Raw genomic sequence first — 16,855 nt, 5'->3', positions numbered from 1 at the left:
GCAAATCGCCATTTCACCATCCTGCAGTGGGCGGTTGCGCCCTAGGATTCTGTCTTGACTCTCAATGCCGTCGTACAGAACGCGGTCATGCTGCTCGCGTTGTGCTGGCTGCTGGCCTTTACCACCCGCAGCTGGAACCGGAGCGGTCAGCTCTCCGCTCAATTGCTCGCCGGACTCTGGTTCGGCAGCGCCTGCATCATCGGCATGCTGATCACCAGCGTCGGCCACACCGGGATCATCCTCGATGCACGCACCGTGGTGCTGAGCATGGCCGGGTTGTTCGGCGGGCCGCTGGTGGCCACGATCGCCGGCACCCTCGCTGGCGCCTACCGCCTCTGGCTGGGCGGGCCCGGTGTGGTACCGGGGCTGGCGAACGTGGTGTTGCCGATCGCTCTGGGGCTCGCCTACGGCTGTGCATATCGAAAGCGTCTGCTCGGCATTGGCTTCTGGCAATTGCTCGCTTTCGGTTTGCTGCTGCACCTTGCCGCACTGGCGCTGATCGCACTGATGCTACCCAGCGACCTCGGCACCGCCGCAGTACGGGAAGCTGCCTTGCCGGCGCTGTTGGCGCTGCCCATCGCCACCGCAACCCTCGGCGTCCTGCTCAAGGATCTGCTGGAGCGCAACAAGATCGAGCAGGCCCTGCGCTTCAGCGAAGCCCGGCTGCGCGCCATCACCCAAGCCATGCCCGACCTGCTCATGGTGCTCGACGAGGATGGCCGCTACCTGGAAATCCTCTGCGCCGAACGGAGCCTGCTGTATGACGATCCGAGTAAGCTGCTCGGTCGCCGTCTGCACGACGTCATGCCCGAAGAGGAAGAACGTCGCTTCCTCGACTTCATCCAGCTGACGCTGAACAGCGATGTACCGCAGCTGATCGAGTACTGCCTGCCGACACAGGGTGGCCTCAAGGTGTTCGAAGGCCGCGCGCTGCCGCTGGAGCAGCCGGAAGGACAGAAGCGTGCGGTGGTCTGGCTGAGCCGCGATATCACGGAGAGGGTGAACAGCGAACTGGAGCGCAGGATCGCCTCCATCGCCTTCGAATCGCAACAGGGCATGCTGATTACCGACGCGCAGAGCCGCATCCTGCGGGTCAACCGGGCCTTCACCCGCATCAGCGGCTACAGCGCCGCCGAGGCCATCGGTCAGACCACCGCTCTGCTCGCATCCGGCAAGCACGGCCCGGAGTTCTATCGCGCCATGTGGTCGAGCATCGAAACCACCGGCGTATGGGAAGGCGAAATCTGGAACCGGCGCAAGAGTGGCGAGATCTTTCCCGAATGGCTGACCGTCAGCGCGGTGCGCAACGCGCTCGGAGAAGTGACTCACTATGTCGCCGCCTTTACCGACATCACCGATCGCAAGGCGGCCGAAGAGCGAATTCATAATCTGGCGTTCTACGATCCGCTGACCGGTCTACCCAACCGCCGACTGCTGCTCGACCGCCTGCACCAGGCCATGGCCGCCAGCCGCCGCGGCAATCAGCTGGGCGCGCTGATGTTCATCGACCTGGACAACTTCAAGAACATCAACGACCTGCACGGGCACCAGACCGGCGACCAGGTGCTGCGCATCGCCGCCGAACGTCTGCACGCCGAGGTGCGCGCCAGCGACACGGTGGCGCGCCTGGGTGGCGACGAGTTCGTGGTGATGCTGGAGAACCTCGGCGACGATCCGCTACGCGCGGCGGGCCAGGCCGAGCACATCGGCATGAAGCTGCTGAACTCACTGGATCGGCCGTATCGCCTGGCCGATCTCGCGCTGTACAGCAGCGCCAGTATCGGCGTGGTGCTGTTCGGTGCCGAAGCCAGCAGCAGCGACGAGCTGATGAAGCGCGCCGACATGTCTATGTACGAGGCGAAGATTTCCGGCAAGAACGCCCTGCGCTTCTTCGATCCGCGCATGCAGCTGGCCGTGCAGGAACGGTTGCGTCTGGAAGAAGAGATTCGCCTGGGCTTGAAGAACGGCGAATTCATACTCAATTTCCAGCCGCAGCTGGAGCAGACCGAAGGCATCATCGGCGCCGAGGCGCTGGTGCGCTGGCAGCACCCACTGCGCGGTCTGCTCACTCCAGCGGCATTCATCGCGCAGGCCGAACACGCCGGTCTGATCCACACCCTCGATCAACAGGTGCTGGCGCAGGCCTGCGCACAACTGGCGCGCTGGGCCGAAACGCCGGAATTCGCCCACCTCAGCCTCTCGGTCAACCTCAGTGCACACCTGCTGTACCAGGACAATTTCGTCGAGGGGGTGCTCGAGCTGCTGGAAAGGAGCGGTGCCGATCCGGCCCGGCTGAAGCTGGAGCTGACCGAAACGCTGCTGCTGGACAACATGCCCGAAGCGATCGCCCGCATGACGCGGCTCAAGCAGCACGGCATCCGTTTCGCCATCGACGACTTCGGTACCGGCTATTCCTCGATGAGCTATCTCCAGCAGCTGCCGCTCGATCAGCTGAAGATCGATCAGACCTTCATTCGCCGTCTGCCGGACGACAGCAGCAGCCTGACCATCGTCCGGGCCATCTGCGCACTGGCGACCGGGCTGGGCCTGGAGGTCATCGCCGAAGGCGTCGAAAGCGAGCCACAACGGGGGATGCTGCTCGCCAATGGCTGCCATCGCTATCAGGGTTATCTGTTCGGCAGACCGCTATCGGCGGATGCCTTCGAGGAGCTGGTTCGTGCCACCGAGGCGGACGACGGCGTGACAGCCTGACGTGGGACGCATCGCCGCGCGATGCGTCCCGCGCCTGCGGTCAGAGCGCCAGAGGCGCGCGACCGCAGAGTGTCACCAGCGCCTTTACCCAATCCTCGTGGGTATTCAGACAGGGCACCAGCACCAGTTCCTCGCCACCCGCCTCGATGAACTGTTCACGACCGCGATCGCCGATCTCCTCGAGGGTTTCGATGCAGTCGGAGACGAAGGCCGGGCACATCACCAGCAGCTTCTTCACGCCCTGCTGCGCCAGCTCGTCGAGACGCGTCTCGGTGTAGGGCTCGATCCACTTGGCGCGGCCGAGGCGCGACTGGAAAGACACCGACCACTGATCGTCACGCAACCCGGCCTGCGCCGCGAAGCCGGCGGCGGTGCGCATGCACTGCGCGCGGTAGCAGCTGGCGAGTACCTCGCCCTCGGCACGCTGGCAGCAATCATCGCTCTTCAGGCAGTGCGCGCCGGTTGGATCGGTCTTGTGCAGGTGACGCTCGGGCAGCCCGTGGAAACTCAGCAGCAGATGATCGAAATCCTGTTGCAGATGCGGCCTGGCACTGGCGGCCAGCGCGTCGAGGTACTCCGGCTGGTCGTAGAACGGCTGCAGGATCGACAACTGCAGAGACAGTCCGCGTTCGCGGATGACCCGGCGCGCTTCCTGAATGACCGTCGTCGTGGTGCTGTCGGCGAACTGCGGATAAAGCGGCGCCAGGGTGACCTGGGTGATTCCCTGCCCGGCCAGACGCGTCAGCGTGGTCTCAATGGAGGGCTCGCCGTAGCGCATCGCCAGCTCCACCGGGCCCTGCGTCCAGTGCGGACGTACCGCCTCGTGCAGACGGCGGCTCAGCACCACCAGCGGCGAACCTTCCGGCCACCAGATCGAGGCGTAGGCATGCGCCGATTGCTCGGGGCGCTTGATCAAGATCAGCGAGACCAGCAGGCGCCGCAACGGCCACGGCAGATCGATCACGTACGGATCCATCAGAAACTGGTTGAGGTAGCGGCGTACATCAGCGACTTCCGTGGAGGCCGGCGAACCCAGATTGACCAACAACAACGCCTGCTCTGTCATGCAACTTTCCTGACTACTGTTTTTAAGGTTGCGCCGTACCCCAAGCGGGGGGCGCGCTATTTTCACACAGGGCGCACCCTTCAGGGGGGCGTCAATAGCTCGGCCAGGGCTGAATCCAGATCGTTGAAACGGAAGCGGAAACCTTCCGCCTCGGCCCTCTGCGGCAACGCATGTTGCCCCCCGAGCAACAGCCCGGCCAACTCGCCGAGCAGGGGCTTGAGCACCGCTGCCGGGACTGGCAATACCGTCGGGCGATGCAGGCAGCGGCCAAGGCTGCGCGTGAACTCGACGTTGCGCACCGGGGCCGGCGCACAGGCATTGTAAGGCCCGCTTGCCGCCGGCTGGCGCAGAAGAAAATCAATCAGGGCGATTTGGTCTTCGATATGAATCCACGGCATCCATTGCCGACCATCGCCGATGCGCCCGCCCAAACCAAGCCTGAATGGCGGCAGCAACCGCTGGAGAAAGCCGCCGTCACGCGCCAGCACCAGCCCGGTACGCACCAGCACCACACGCATTCCCAGCACTGTCGCCTCCATCGCGCGCTCTTCCCAGGCATTGCACAGCTGGCTGGCAAAATCGGTGGAGACCGGCTGATCGGCTTCGGTCAGGCGGTGCTCACCGCCGTCGCCGTACCAACCCACGGCGGAACCGGAGATCAGCAGCGCCGGTTTCTGCTCGCGTCGGCCCAGCCACTCGACCAGCTGTTCGGTGAGCTTGACCCGACTGTCCCATAGCAACGCCTTGCGCGACTTGGTCCATGGCCGATCGGCGATGGGGGCGCCGGCCAGATTGACCACCGCGTCCAGCGCCACGGCATCCAGCTGCTGCAAGCTGCCCACACCCTGCACCTCGGCACCACACAACGCGGCAACACGTTGCGGCGTGCGGCTCCATACCCATAGCCGATGCCCGTCCGCCAGCCAGCGCCGACACAACGCGCGCCCTATCAGCCCGGTACCGCCCGTCAACAAGATGTTCATGGTGAGCTCCTGGCGCGCAGCCATTGCGCGGGTATGACGACTTGCTTGAAAGCATACACCTATACACAGGCACATGAACCGTACAGCATTTTCACGCCACCGCTTCGGCTGAGGCATTGGCGCACATCAGGCCGGCCGAAAAACGCGGTAGATCGCTCAGCCACCAAAAACCCCTCCGTACGCAGCGGCAACTATCCAAAGCCATTCGTTGACGACATTTGTACAGGATTATGCACTTAGTTGTACATTCTGTATTGACTTGTACAACACCGCGATTATGATGACCACAAGTTGTACAGAAACCCAACTTGTACAAGACGAGGTCGCCATCATGCACACCAAGCTCCCCACGCCCAAGATTGGAATCAGCGCCTGCCTGCTTGGTAATCCGGTGCGTTTCAACGGTGGCCACAAGGAATCGCGCCTGTGCAGCGAGACCCTGGCGCAGCACTTCGAGTTCGTGCCGGTGTGCCCGGAGGTTGCCATCGGCCTTGGCACACCTCGCGAGCCGATCCGCCTGGTCGGCGACACCGACGCACCAAAGGCCGTCGGCACCGTACGTCCCGAGCTGGACGTCACCGAAGCCCTCGCCGCATACGGTCGGCAGATCGCCGGGCAGTTGCACGACATCAACGGCTACATCCTTATGCAGAAGTCGCCGTCCTGCGGCATGGAGCGGGTCAAGGTCTATGCCGCCAACGGCCATACCCAGCCCGGAGGTGGTAGCGGCGTGTTCGCCCAGGCGCTGATGCAGGCCTGTCCGGATCTGCCGGTCGAAGAGGACGGTCGACTGAACGATGCCGTGCTGCGCGAAAACTTTCTCACCCGCGTCTATGCCCATGCCGACTGGCAGCGCCTGCGCCAGGCCGGCCTCAGCCGCCGGGCCATCGTCGATTTCCACTCGCGCTACAAGTACCAGCTGATGGCGAGCAACCCGCTGCAGTACAAGGTGCTCGGCCGGCTGGTCGCGCAACTGGCGGAACACTCGCTGGAGGAGTTCGCACCGCAGTACTTCAGCCAGCTGATGCAGGCGCTGAAGAAGCCGGCCACCCGCGGTACGCACTGCAACGTGCTGCTGCATCTGAGCGGTTACCTCAAGGACGCGCTTGGCGCAGAGGACCGCCGCGAGATGCGCCACCTCATCGATCAGTATCGCGCCGGCGTCATTCCGCTGGTGGTGCCGCTGACCCTGCTCAAGCACCACTTCCGTCGGCATCCCGATCATTACGTCGCACGCCAGGCCTACATGCAGCCGCATCCCGAAACCCTCAGCCTGCGCAACGGAATCTGAACATGAATGAATCAACGGACCTGACGCAGCTGACGGCCGACGGCCTCCTGCCGATCCGCGAAGTGGCGCGCATCACCGGCGTTAACGCCGTGACCCTGCGTGCCTGGGAGCGCCGTTACGGGCTGATCGTCCCGCTGCGCACGCCCAAGGGTCATCGGCTGTACGAAGAAGCACATATCCAGCGCATCCGCGACATCCTCACCTGGCTCAATCGCGGCGTTTCGGTCAGCCAGATCAAGCCGCTGCTGGACACCACCACGCCGCCGGAGCTGCCCAGGCAGAACCAGTGGTCGGAGCTGCTCGAAGAGCTGCTGCAGGCCATCGACCGCCTCAGCGAACGACGCCTGGACGATGCCTTCAACCGGGCCATGGCGCTGTATCCGCCGCGCACGCTCTGCCAGCACCTGCTGCATCCGCTGCTCGAGGCACTCGAACAGCGCTGGCAGGGCCAGTACGGTGCAGCGGTGGAGCGGGCGCTGGTTCATTCCTGGCTGCGCAGCAAACTGGCGACGCGCATCTATTTCAACAACCGGCAGCAGGTCGGGCGTCCGCTGTTGCTCGCCAATCTGGATAACGAGTCCTTCGCGCCCGGTCTGTGGTTGACCGCCTGGCTCGTCTCCAGCACCGACTGCCCAGTTGAAGTCGTCGAGTGGCCGGTACCGCTAAACGAGCTGAACCTGGCGATGGAGCGCATCCTGCCGCGCGCCCTGTTGCTCTATGCGAGCAACAGCCTGCCGGGCAACTGCCTGCAACGCGACCTGCCGCGTCTGATCGAGCAAAGCGTCGCGCCGCTCTGTGTGGCCGGGCCGGCCGTTCATATCCATGCACCCGAGCTGCACCGACATCGCGGGCTGATGCTCGCTGAGGGTCCCCTCGGCGCCCTGCAGCAACTGCATGGCGCCGGCCTGCTGCCCGGTAGCGAAGGGAGTGCGTCATGACCCAGCTGCTCTGGCTGCGCAGCGATCTGCGCACAAGCGACAACACCGCCCTCGCAGCTGCGATGGCTTGCGGCCCTACCGTGGCGCTGTATCTGGTCACTCCGGGGCAATGGCTCGCCCACGACGATGCGCCGTGCAAAGTCAACTTCTGGCTGCGTAACCTCGCCGAGCTGTCGACGCGGCTCGGCGCGCTCAACGTTCCGCTGCTGATTCGCGAGGTCGATGATTGGCAGGCGGTACCCGACGCGCTGCTGAAGGTCTGCCGCGAACAGGGCGTGCAGCGGCTGCATTACAACGACGAGTACGGGGTAAACGAGCAGCGCCGCGATCGGGCAGTTACCACGCATCTGGAAGCGGCCGGCATCAGCGTGCGCGGCTATCTCGACCAGCTGCTGTTCACTCCGGGTAGCGTACGGACGCAGTCGGGCAGCTACTTCAAGGTGTTCAGCCAGTTCCGCAAGGCGTGCCTCGCCCACCTGAGCGTATCGCTGCCAGCCTGCGAGCCGGTGCCTGCGGCCCAGGCGCCGCTGGGTATCACCAGTGACCCGATACCCACGACGGTCACCGGCTTTCCGCGACCCACGGACTATCTGCGCGCGCTCTGGCCAGCCGGCGAAGCCTTCGCCCAACGCCGCCTGGCAGCGTTCGTCGAAGATGACCTGAACGAATACCACCAGCGCCGCGACCTGCCCGCCGAGCCCGGCACCAGCCAGCTGTCGGCCTACCTCGCCGCCGGTGTCATTTCCATCCGCCAGTGCCTGCACGCGGCGCTTGGCTACAACCAGGGCGAGCTGGACAGCGGCAGCACCGGCGTCACCACCTGGATCAACGAACTGCTCTGGCGCGAGTTCTACAAGCACATCCTGGTCGGCTATCCGCGGGTGTCCATGTACCGCGCCTTCCGCCCGGAAACCGAGGCACTGCCCTGGCGGCGCGCGCCGTACGAGCTGGAAGCATGGCAGCAGGGCCGCACTGGCTTTCCGATCATCGATGCGGCCATGCGCCAGATGCAGGAAACCGGCTGGATGCACAACCGTCTGCGCATGGTCGTCGCCATGTTCCTCAGCAAGAACCTGCTGATCGACTGGCGTGAGGGCGAGCGCTGGTTCATGCGTCACCTGATCGACGGCGACTTGGCCGCCAACAATGGCGGCTGGCAATGGAGCGCGTCCACCGGCACGGATTCGGTGCCCTACTTCCGCCTGTTCAATCCGATCAGCCAGTCGCAACGCTTCGACCCGGACGGGCAGTTCCTGCGCCGCTGGCTTCCCGAGCTGCAGCACCTGAGCAGGCGCGACGTGCATAACCCGTCGGCGCACCGCAGCCTGTTCGGCGTAACCGAGTACCCCGCCCCCATCGTCGACCTCGGCGCCAGCCGGGCGCGGGCGCTGGATGCCTTCCGCAACCTGCCGGATGCGCAAGCATGAGCGGCTTCCTGCAGTCCTTCGCCTGCGAGTTCGCCCGCCTCGACGCGAGCAATCTCGACCGCCTGCGCGACCTCTACAGCGCCGACGTGCACTTCACCGACCCGCTGCATGAGGTCTGCGGGCTCGTCGAGCTGGAGCGCTATTTCAGCGAGCTGTACGCCAACGTCGAACATCTGCACTTCGAATTCATCAGCCACGACGAGGTATGCGACGGCCAGGGCTATCTGCGCTGGATCATGAGTTACCGACATCCGCGGCTGAACGGCGGCAAGCTGATCAGCCTCGAAGGCTGCTCGCTGCTGCGCTGGAACGGCGCCGGCAAGGTCGTCCGCCACCGCGACTACTTCGATGCCGGTGCCCTGCTCTATCAGCATGTGCCCCTGCTCGGTGCGGCCATTCGCTGGCTGCAGCGGAGGCTCGCGTGAACCTCTCGCGACGTATCTGGCTGACTGGCGCCAGCAGTGGCATCGGCCTGGAGCTGGCGCGTCAGCTGCTCGCCGACGGGCACTGCCTGGCGCTGTCGGCACGCCGCGCCGAGCCGCTGCAGGCCTTTGCCCGTCGCTACCCGGGGCGTGTGCTGGTGCTGCCCGGCGATCTCACAGACAGCGAACAGGTGCGCGACATCGGCGCCGCCATCCAGACGCAATGGGGCGCGCTGGACAGCGTAATCCTCAATGCCGGCACCTGCGAATACATCGATGCCGGCCGATTCGACGCGGCGCTGCTGGAGCGCGTGATGGGCGCCAACGTGCTCGCCGTCGGCTACTGCATCGAGGCGGCACTGCCACTGCTGCGCCAAGGGGTGCGCCCGCATCTGGTCGGCGTCGGCAGCTCGGTGACCTGGCTGCCGCTGCCGCGTGCCGGGGCCTACGGCGCATCCAAGGCGGCGCTGCGCTACCTGCTCGAATCGCTGCGTCTGGATCTGGCCAACGAAGGCATCGACGTCACCCTCGTCAGCCCGGGGTTCGTCGACACACCGCTGACCCGTCGCAACAACTTTCCCATGCCAATGAGCTGGCCGGCGGACAAGGCCGCACGGCAGATCGCCCGACGGCTGGAACGCCGCCCGCTGCACATCGCGTTTCCGGCGCCGTTCATCTCTGTGCTGCGCCTGCTCTCACTGCTGCCCGCACGCCTGCAATTCGCCCTCGGCCGGCGACTGGCGCGCACGCCTCTCAAGGAAGGATAACCATGAAAATCGCCATCATCGGCAGCGGTATTGCCGGACTTACCTGTGCGCATCTGCTGTCCCGTCAGCACCAGGTCGCGGTGTTCGAATCGGCCAGCTGGATCGGCGGCCACACCCATACCGTGGACTTCCGCCTGCACGGCCGGGACTACGCGGTGGACACCGGCTTCATCGTCTTCAATGACTGGACCTACCCCAACTTCATCAAGTTGCTGGACAAAATCGGGGTGCGCTACAAGCCGACCGAAATGAGCTTTTCGGTGAGCGACCCGCGCAGCGACCTGGAATACAACGGCCACGACCTCAACACCCTGTTCGCCCAGCGCAGCAACCTACTCTCGCCGCCCTTCTGGGGCATGATCCGCGACATCCTGCGCTTCAACCGCGAAGCGCTTGACGACTACAAGCACGGTCGCCTCGGTGCCCACGTCACCCTGGGTACCTACCTCAAGCTGGGCCGCTACAGCCAGCGCTTCATCGATCACTACATCGTGCCGATGGGCGCAGCGATCTGGTCGATGTCGCTGGCCGACATGCTGGAATTCCCGGTGGAATTCTTCATCCGCTTCTTCAAGAACCACGGGCTGCTGTCGGTGAGCGATCGCCCACAGTGGTACGTCGTCGAAGGCGGCTCCAGCGCCTATGTATCGCCACTGACGCGGGGTTTCAGCCAGCACATCCGTCTCAACTGCCCGGTGTTCGAGGTGCTGCGCGATGAGCACGGCGTAACGATCCAGAGCCCGGCCGGTGCCGAGCGTTTCGACAAGGTGATCTTCGCCTGTCACAGCGACCAGGCGCTGAGCCTGCTGGCCGAACCGAGCCGGGTCGAACGAGAGATCCTCGGAGCCATCGGCTACGCCGCAAACGACGTGGTGCTGCACACCGATACGCGCCTGCTGCCCAAGCGTCGCCGCGCCTGGGCCAGCTGGAACTACCGCCTCGGTGGGCCGACCACGCAGCAGGCCGCGGTGACCTACAACATGAACATCCTGCAGGGCATCGAGTCGCCGGAAACCTTCTGCGTCAGCCTCAACCAGAGCGAAGCGATCGATCCGGACCTGATCCTCGCGCGCTTCTCCTACGCCCACCCGCAGTACAGCCTGGCCGGCATCGACGCGCAGACCCGTGCCGACGAACTCCTCGGCGCCCGGCACAGCTACTTTTGTGGTGCCTACTGGGGCAATGGCTTCCACGAGGACGGTGTGGTCAGCGCGTTGCGCGTCGCCGCCGCCTTCGGAGAGTCGCTGTGAGCAGCGCCATCGTGCACAGCGCGCTGTACAGCGGCTGGGTGCAGCATCGGCGCTTCGCGCCGCGGGCCCATGCGTTCAGCTATCGCATGGGGTTGCTGTACCTCGACCTGGCCGAACAGGACGCCGTGCTCGGGCTTTCGCCCCTGAGTGGGCGTGCCCGCTTCGCCGCATTTTCCTTCCGCGAGCGCGACTACCTGCCGGAATACACCCGCCAGGGCATCGCGCTGGCCGACGCGGTCCGCCAGCGGGTCAGCGAAGCCCTCGGGCGGCCGGTCACCGGTGCCGTGCGCCTGCTGACCCAGCCGCGCAGCTGGGGGCTGTGCTTCAACCCGGTCAGCTTCTTCTATTGCTTCGACGAACAGGAACAGCTGACCGCGGTGCTCTGCGAAGTCAGCAACACGCCCTGGCGCGAGCGTTATCACTACGTGCTGCCGGCATCCGGCAATCGCAACCTGCGCTGCACCGTGGCGAAGACCTTCCACGTCTCGCCGTTCCTGCCCGGCGAGCTGGAATACCGCATGCGCTTCAACCCGCCGGGACGACGCATCGGCGTGCACATGGAGGATTGGCAGGGCGAGCAGAAGCTGTTCGACGCCACCCTCGGTCTGCAACGCCAGGCGCTGACTTGCGGCGCGGTGCACCGCTACCTGCTCGGCTTCCCCTGGATGACCGCCAAGACCCTGCTCGCCATCTACTGGCAGGCGCTGCGCCTGCTGCTCAAGCGCACACCGATCTTCACCCATCAGCCCGCTACCAAGGCGTACGGGCTGGCCGTCCCGCAACCCACCGGAGCCCGCCATGAAGAGCCCTAGCCTGACCGTCAAAGTCCGTCCGCTGGCGGGCATGGGACTGGCCAGCAGCCTGCTGCGCCGTACCGTGCTGAATCAGCTCGAACACCTGCGCCACGGGTTGCTGAGACTGCAACACGGCGATGTCTGTCAGCAGTTCGGCGATCTGGCGAGCCCGCTCAAGGCAGAAATTCATATAACCGACAGTGCCGCCCGGGGCCTGATCGCCGCGCGCGGCTCGATCGGCGCCGGCGAAGCCTACATTCACGGCTACTGGCACAGCCCGGACCTGACCGCGGTGATCCGCCTGTTCGTCGCCAACATGGACGTGCTCGACAACATCGAGCGCGGCAGCCTGGCGCTGTTCGGCCAGCCGGTGATCAAGGCGTTGCACTGGTTCAACCGCAACACCCGCAGCGGCTCGCAGCGCAACATCGCCGCCCATTACGACCTCGGCAACGAGCTCTTCGAGCAGTTTCTCGACCCGACCATGATGTACTCGGCGGCAATGTTCACCAGCCCCGAACAGGATCTGGAACAGGCCCAGCTGCACAAGCTCGAACGCATCTGCGAAAAGCTCGACCTGCAGCCCGAGGACCATCTGCTGGAGATTGGTACCGGCTGGGGCAGCATGGCGCTCTATGCCGCCATCCACCGTGGCTGCCGGGTGACCACCACCACGCTGTCGCGCGAACAGTTCGCCTACACCCAGCGGCGCATCGAAGAACAGGGCCTGCAGGACCGCATCACCCTGCTGCTGCAGGACTATCGCGATCTCGACGGTCAGTTCGACAAGCTGGTGTCCATCGAAATGATCGAAGCGGTCGGCCACGACTTCCTGCCGACTTACTTCCGACAGTGCTCGCGGCTGCTCAAGGACGACGGGCTGATGCTGCTGCAAGCCATCACCATTCGCGACCAGCGCTACGAACAGGCGCGCCGTAGCGTCGACTTCATCCAGCGCTACATCTTCCCCGGCGGTGCCCTGCCCTCCATGCAGCGCATGCTCAATGTCGTAACCAGCGACTCGGACATGAACCTGCTGCACATGGAGGACTTCGGCGAACACTACGCGCGCACCCTGCGCCTGTGGCGCGAGAACTTCCGCCGCGCCCGCGGCGAGCTGGAGCGCCACGGTTACGACGACTATTTCTGCCGGCTCTGGGAGTTCTACCTGTGCTACTGCGAGGGCGGCTTCATCGAGCGCGCAATCGGCACCGCACAGCTGCTGCTGGCCAAACCGGGCGCTCGTCGGAAACCGCTCTACGACGGATCAAGCGCGGCATGAGGCGCCCGATAACAGGAGTGCGGACTTTCACCCGGAGTCATCCATGAACAGCGAAAGCGTCACGCTGCAAGCGCATTACCTCAAGGCCGATCGCATCATGCTGGGTGTGATCTGGTTTCTGGTCGCCTATTCATTCGGCGTGGCGGCCTTCCAGGGTACCTGGGCTCAGGCACTGGTCATCGGCGGGCTGACCGGCGTCGCGGTAACTGCGCTGTACATGCTGATCCCGGGCCAACGGCTGCTGCGCTGCACGATCGGCGCAGCCTTCATGGTGTTCGCTGCGCTACACATCAACCAGGCCCACGGCATGCTGGAGATGCACTTCGGCATCTTCGCCCTACTGGCCTTTCTGGTTTATTACCGCGACTGGCTGCCCATCGTGGTCGCCGCGGCGACCATCGCCGTGCACCACCTGGGCTTCTTCGCTCTGCAGCAGCAGGGAGCGGGCGTGTTCCTGATGCCCGACGGCAACTGGCCAACGGTGTTCCTGCACGCGTTCTACGTGGTGCTGGAAAGCGCAATCCTGGTCTATCTGGCAATCCGTGCCGCCGCCGAGGCCCGCGAAGGCGAAGCGCTGCTCGGCGCTGCCGCCGCCATCACCGCGCGTCCCGAACGCATCGATCTGAGCTTCCGCAGCCAGGTCAGCGGGCCGGTCACCCAGCGCTTCAATCAACTGCTCGACCAACTGGGCGATCTGGTCGGCGCCGTGGTACGTGACACCGCGGGGCTGGGCGGCACCGCCGCCAACCTCAGCGAGGCAACCCGCCAGCTGCGTGACGGTGCCAGCCGCCAACTGGATGAGACTGCCTACATGGTCGAAGCCATGCAGCAGATGACCGTAGCCATCGATGACGTCGCCGGCCACGCCGATCGCGCGGCGCAGGCTGCCCAGGGTGCCAGCCAGAAGGCCGGCCAGGGCCGCAGCGCGGTCAGCGGCGTGCGCAGCGAGATCGGCACCCTTGCCGAACACATCGAAGGCACCGACCGCGTGGTTCAGGACCTAGCTGCGCAATCGGAGCAGATCGACCGCGTGCTGGAGGTGATCCGTACCATCGCCGAACAGACCAACCTGCTCGCCCTCAATGCCGCCATCGAGGCCGCACGGGCCGGGGAACAGGGTCGCGGGTTCGCCGTGGTCGCCGACGAGGTGCGCAATCTGGCGCAGAAGACCGCAGCTTCCACCACCGAGATCCAGGGCATCATCAGCCGCCTGCAGCAAGGCAGTCGCAAGGCCACCGAAGCGATGCAGAACAGCCGCGACAGCGTGGCCCGTTGCGTGAGCAGCAGCCAGGACACCACCGCCCTGCTGGACGCCATCGCCAGCGAGATCGAGGGCATCAGCCAGATGAACGAAATGATTGCCGCCGCGACCCAAGAACAGACCGCGGTTTCAGCCGATATGGGGCGTCATCTGCAGAGCGTGCAGCAGGTCGCCGAACGTAACGCCGGGGACGCCAGCGAGCTGGATAACGATGGTCGTCAGCTGCACGAGCTGGCCGGTCGCCTCGGCAGCCTCAGCCGCCGGTTCACCGTGCGGTGAAGCGGCGGCGCCAGTCAGCGCCGCCGGCGCCCGGCCGAATGACCAATCGCCATTGCGTTTGGCTGTTCGAAGGCCGCACACACCGCCGGCACCAGTAGCCGAGCGTGGAGCGGGATTTCCAGCCCGCTGTCGTCCAGCACGATCACCCCGTCGGCATGCAGCTGCTGCAGCGCGGGCCAATGCCGCGCGTAGCGCTGCCGCACATCCACGCCGCAGTGCTGACTGAGCGCGTCGAAATCCAGCGCGAAGGTGCAGCGCAGGTGTTCGAGCAGCGACTGGTGCAGCGGATCGACATGGCTGGCGTGCAGACCGCAAATGCTCGGTAGCTGGTCCTGGTCAAGCGCCTGCTGATAGGCCTGCGCGGTGCTGGCGTTCTGACAATAAAGGCCATCGACCCGGCTTATCGCGCCCACCCCGAACCCCAGGTGATCGCATTCGCCGTGCAGGGTGTAGCCATGGATATCGTGGTGCAGCGCGCCGATCTCCTGAGCCATCGCCAGATCGTCGTGAGGCAGGACGAACTTGCCCAGCCCGATGTAGCGGTAGCCGGCGGCGCTGAGCTGCTCGACACCATGGTGGTACATCGCCAGCGTATCGGCCACCGAAGCCAGGCCGAGGCGCGCGGGATTGGAAGCGACCAGAGGCGCGTCGCGGTAATCGAACATCGTCACCTGATCGGGCGCCAGCTCGATGATCGACGCCAACTTGCGCGCGAAGCTGGCCGGCGTCTGCCAGGACCTGCCGTAGCCAAGATCCAGATTCACCGAGCGGTAATGCAACGCATGGGCGGCTTCGATCACCCCGCGGATGCGCGCCGAACTGCGGAAATATTCGACCGTGCTGCCGTCGTCCGCGCGCAGATCGGGCACCGCGACGCTTAGCTGGTTGAAGCCGAGCTCGTGCAGCGCGCCAATCAGCGGCCAGTCGACATGAGCCAGCTCGACTTCAGCGAGAAAGCTGCCGGCATGGGAATCGACGAAACTGAAACGGCTTCTGAGCAGCGTCATCAGTTCTCGTAACGCGGCGATGCCCAGCGTGCCGGTGCTCAGCCGCAATTGCTCGACCTGCTGCAGCGGCCCGGCATGGCAACCGAGCTGTTCGATCTCGCGGTGCAGCCGCAACTGATAGGCCGCGGCCTCGCCAGGCTGCAGCTCGACGCCACCGGGCTGGTGAATGGATATCGACAGCGGGCGGCCGGCGCGCCGCCCCTCGCGCAACGCACGCAGCAGATCCAGCGGGGCGATCCGGTCGCTGAAATCGGCCGCAGCCGGATAGGTGCAGTGCCTCTGCCCGATCTGTCCGTAGCGTTGTACCAGCGCGTCGTCCCAGGTCACTGAGCCAAGCATGAGAGCCTCCCGGCTGCGAATATCGCGTCTGTTGCTTTACGCGGCATCATCCGCGAGCCGCTGCGGGCGACGTTGACGTCCGTCAAGTAGGTGACAGATGGCCACGGCGAGCAGCCGGACGGTCAGAACTCCGACGCGAAACACGATGTGTTGCTTGAACAACAGGCCCTCGCGAACGCCGTTCGACCAGCCGACGCTTTGAAAAAGCCCGCAGCACGATGGTATTGATAGTCCGCCATCCATACACCCCGGAGCCCGAGCGTGATTCCAGCTTCCCTGATTTCCGCCCTGCGCTCGGCGCGCCATGTCGTTGTATTCACCGGCGCCGGCGTCTCCGCCGAGAGCGGCATCCCGACCTTCCGCGACGCGTTGACCGGTTTATGGGAGCGTTTCGATCCAGCCCAACTGGCCACACCAGAGGCGTTTCGTCGCGACCCGGCGCTGGTCTGGGGCTGGTATGAATGGCGGCGCATGCGGGTGCTCCAGGCCCAGCCGAACCCCGCCCATCTGGCCATTGCCGAGCTGGCGCGCCATGTACCGCAACTCACGCTGATCACGCAAAACGTTGATGACTTGCACGAGCGTGCGGGCAGCCAGAATGTCATCCACCTGCACGGCAGCCTGCACCGACCGCGCTGTTTCGCCTGCGCCCGCGAGCCTGCCGAGCCGCTGCCAGATGCCGATGAGCCCGAAGGCGGTCGTCGCCTCGAACCTCCCCGCTGCAGCCATTGCGGCGGGCGGCTGCGCCCCGGCGTGGTGTGGTTCGGTGAAAGCCTGCCGGTCGGCGCACTCAATGCCGCGTTTCAGGCGGCGGGCGAATGCGATCTGCTGCTATCCGTCGGTACCTCCGGCGTTGTCTACCCCGCCGCTGAAGTACCGCATCGGGCGCGCGACGCCGGAGCCACCGTGGCGCACATCAATCCACAAGGCGAGGCGACCGACAGCAAGCGCGAGCACCTGATCGCCCTGCCCGCCGGCGAGGCGCTACCGGAGCTCCTTCGCGAGGCGTTTGGTGCCTGATCAGGCTGCACCCTTGC

At 65.3% G+C, this 16,855-nt stretch carries 14 protein-coding genes; 11 read left to right on the top strand and 3 right to left on the bottom strand.

Features of this window, described 5'->3' with window-relative positions; translation table 11 throughout:
* Positions 1-54: 54 nt before the first annotated feature.
* Complete coding sequence (locus CW305_RS07605) at positions 55-2,712, top strand: EAL domain-containing protein (protein ID WP_104097533.1); 2,658 nt, start codon at positions 55-57, stop codon at positions 2,710-2,712.
* A 40-nt stretch (positions 2,713-2,752) separates the two neighbouring features.
* Here the strand turns inward: CW305_RS07605 and hemH are convergent, their stop codons facing one another.
* Positions 2,753-3,778, bottom strand: a complete 1,026-nt coding sequence (hemH, locus tag CW305_RS07600) for a ferrochelatase (protein ID WP_014820381.1) — start codon at positions 3,776-3,778, stop codon at positions 2,753-2,755.
* Between the two features lie 80 nt (positions 3,779-3,858).
* Positions 3,859-4,761 (bottom strand): TIGR01777 family oxidoreductase, encoded by a 903-nt coding sequence (locus CW305_RS07595; protein WP_014820382.1) that lies wholly within the window; start codon positions 4,759-4,761, stop codon positions 3,859-3,861.
* A gap of 331 nt (positions 4,762-5,092) precedes the next feature.
* On the opposite strand from CW305_RS07595, the gene CW305_RS07590 reads away from it, so the two are divergent.
* Genes CW305_RS07590 through CW305_RS07550 form a run of 9 tightly spaced genes read left to right on the top strand, consistent with a single transcriptional unit; the run spans position 5,093 to position 14,472 of the window.
* Positions 5,093-6,052 (top strand): YbgA family protein, encoded by a 960-nt coding sequence (locus CW305_RS07590; RefSeq protein WP_014820383.1) that lies wholly within the window; start codon positions 5,093-5,095, stop codon positions 6,050-6,052.
* 2 nt (positions 6,053-6,054) lie between these two features.
* Positions 6,055-6,990, top strand: coding sequence for a MerR family transcriptional regulator (locus CW305_RS07585; protein ID WP_014820384.1), 936 nt, complete (start codon positions 6,055-6,057; stop codon positions 6,988-6,990).
* Positions 6,987-8,417 (top strand): deoxyribodipyrimidine photo-lyase, encoded by a 1,431-nt coding sequence (gene phrB, locus CW305_RS07580; protein WP_104097532.1) that lies wholly within the window; start codon positions 6,987-6,989, stop codon positions 8,415-8,417. The genes CW305_RS07585 and phrB overlap by 4 nt, the downstream gene beginning before the upstream one ends.
* Positions 8,414-8,842, top strand: coding sequence for a nuclear transport factor 2 family protein (locus CW305_RS07575; RefSeq protein WP_104097531.1), 429 nt, complete (start codon positions 8,414-8,416; stop codon positions 8,840-8,842). Before phrB ends, CW305_RS07575 begins: the two co-directional genes overlap by 4 nt.
* A complete protein-coding gene (locus CW305_RS07570; RefSeq protein WP_104097530.1) occupies positions 8,839-9,606 on the top strand; it encodes an SDR family NAD(P)-dependent oxidoreductase in 768 nt (255 codons plus the stop codon). The genes CW305_RS07575 and CW305_RS07570 overlap by 4 nt, the downstream gene beginning before the upstream one ends.
* 2 nt (positions 9,607-9,608) lie before the next feature.
* A complete protein-coding gene (locus tag CW305_RS07565; RefSeq protein WP_104097529.1) occupies positions 9,609-10,856 on the top strand; it encodes an NAD(P)/FAD-dependent oxidoreductase in 1,248 nt (415 codons plus the stop codon).
* An 11-nt stretch (positions 10,857-10,867) separates the two neighbouring features.
* Positions 10,868-11,668: a DUF1365 domain-containing protein gene (locus CW305_RS07560; RefSeq protein WP_046619560.1), complete on the top strand. Its 801-nt coding sequence runs from the start codon at positions 10,868-10,870 to the stop codon at positions 11,666-11,668.
* Positions 11,655-12,932 (top strand): SAM-dependent methyltransferase, encoded by a 1,278-nt coding sequence (locus CW305_RS07555; RefSeq protein WP_104097528.1) that lies wholly within the window; start codon positions 11,655-11,657, stop codon positions 12,930-12,932. The genes CW305_RS07560 and CW305_RS07555 overlap by 14 nt, the downstream gene beginning before the upstream one ends.
* 43 nt (positions 12,933-12,975) lie before the next feature.
* Positions 12,976-14,472, top strand: coding sequence for a methyl-accepting chemotaxis protein (locus tag CW305_RS07550; RefSeq protein ID WP_104097527.1), 1,497 nt, complete (start codon positions 12,976-12,978; stop codon positions 14,470-14,472).
* Between the two features lie 14 nt (positions 14,473-14,486).
* On the opposite strand, the gene CW305_RS07545 is transcribed toward CW305_RS07550, so the two are convergent.
* Entirely contained in the window at positions 14,487-15,818 is a 1,332-nt protein-coding gene (locus CW305_RS07545) for an oxygen-independent coproporphyrinogen III oxidase (RefSeq protein ID WP_104097526.1), read from the bottom strand.
* 261 nt (positions 15,819-16,079) lie between these two features.
* Between CW305_RS07545 and CW305_RS07540 the strand changes: the two genes are divergently transcribed.
* On the top strand, positions 16,080-16,838 hold the full coding sequence (locus tag CW305_RS07540; protein ID WP_104097525.1) for an SIR2 family NAD-dependent protein deacylase: 759 nt from the start codon (positions 16,080-16,082) through the stop codon (positions 16,836-16,838).
* Positions 16,839-16,855: the final 17 nt, after the last annotated feature.

The sequence above is a fragment of the Stutzerimonas kunmingensis genome, assembly GCF_002929225.1.
Taxonomy (GTDB): Bacteria; Pseudomonadota; Gammaproteobacteria; order Pseudomonadales; family Pseudomonadaceae; genus Stutzerimonas.
Note: the sequence above shows the minus strand (reverse complement) of the source record. Positions and strands in the feature narration are given on the sequence as shown.

What these genes read in the sequence shown, in the direction of transcription:
- hemH (WP_014820381.1), bottom strand. Translation starts at nt 3,778, where the DNA reads ATGACAGAGCAGGCGTTGTTGTTGGTCAATCTGGGTTCGCCGGCCTCC.
- CW305_RS07595 (WP_014820382.1), bottom strand. Translation starts at nt 4,761, where the DNA reads ATGAACATCTTGTTGACGGGCGGTACCGGGCTGATAGGGCGCGCGTTG.
- CW305_RS07590 (WP_014820383.1), top strand. Translation starts at nt 5,093, where the DNA reads ATGCACACCAAGCTCCCCACGCCCAAGATTGGAATCAGCGCCTGCCTG.
- CW305_RS07585 (WP_014820384.1), top strand. Translation starts at nt 6,055, where the DNA reads ATGAATGAATCAACGGACCTGACGCAGCTGACGGCCGACGGCCTCCTG.
- phrB (WP_104097532.1), top strand. Translation starts at nt 6,987, where the DNA reads ATGACCCAGCTGCTCTGGCTGCGCAGCGATCTGCGCACAAGCGACAAC.
- CW305_RS07575 (WP_104097531.1), top strand. Translation starts at nt 8,414, where the DNA reads ATGAGCGGCTTCCTGCAGTCCTTCGCCTGCGAGTTCGCCCGCCTCGAC.
- CW305_RS07565 (WP_104097529.1), top strand. Translation starts at nt 9,609, where the DNA reads ATGAAAATCGCCATCATCGGCAGCGGTATTGCCGGACTTACCTGTGCG.
- CW305_RS07555 (WP_104097528.1), top strand. Translation starts at nt 11,655, where the DNA reads ATGAAGAGCCCTAGCCTGACCGTCAAAGTCCGTCCGCTGGCGGGCATG.
- CW305_RS07550 (WP_104097527.1), top strand. Translation starts at nt 12,976, where the DNA reads ATGAACAGCGAAAGCGTCACGCTGCAAGCGCATTACCTCAAGGCCGAT.
- CW305_RS07545 (WP_104097526.1), bottom strand. Translation starts at nt 15,818, where the DNA reads ATGCTTGGCTCAGTGACCTGGGACGACGCGCTGGTACAACGCTACGGA.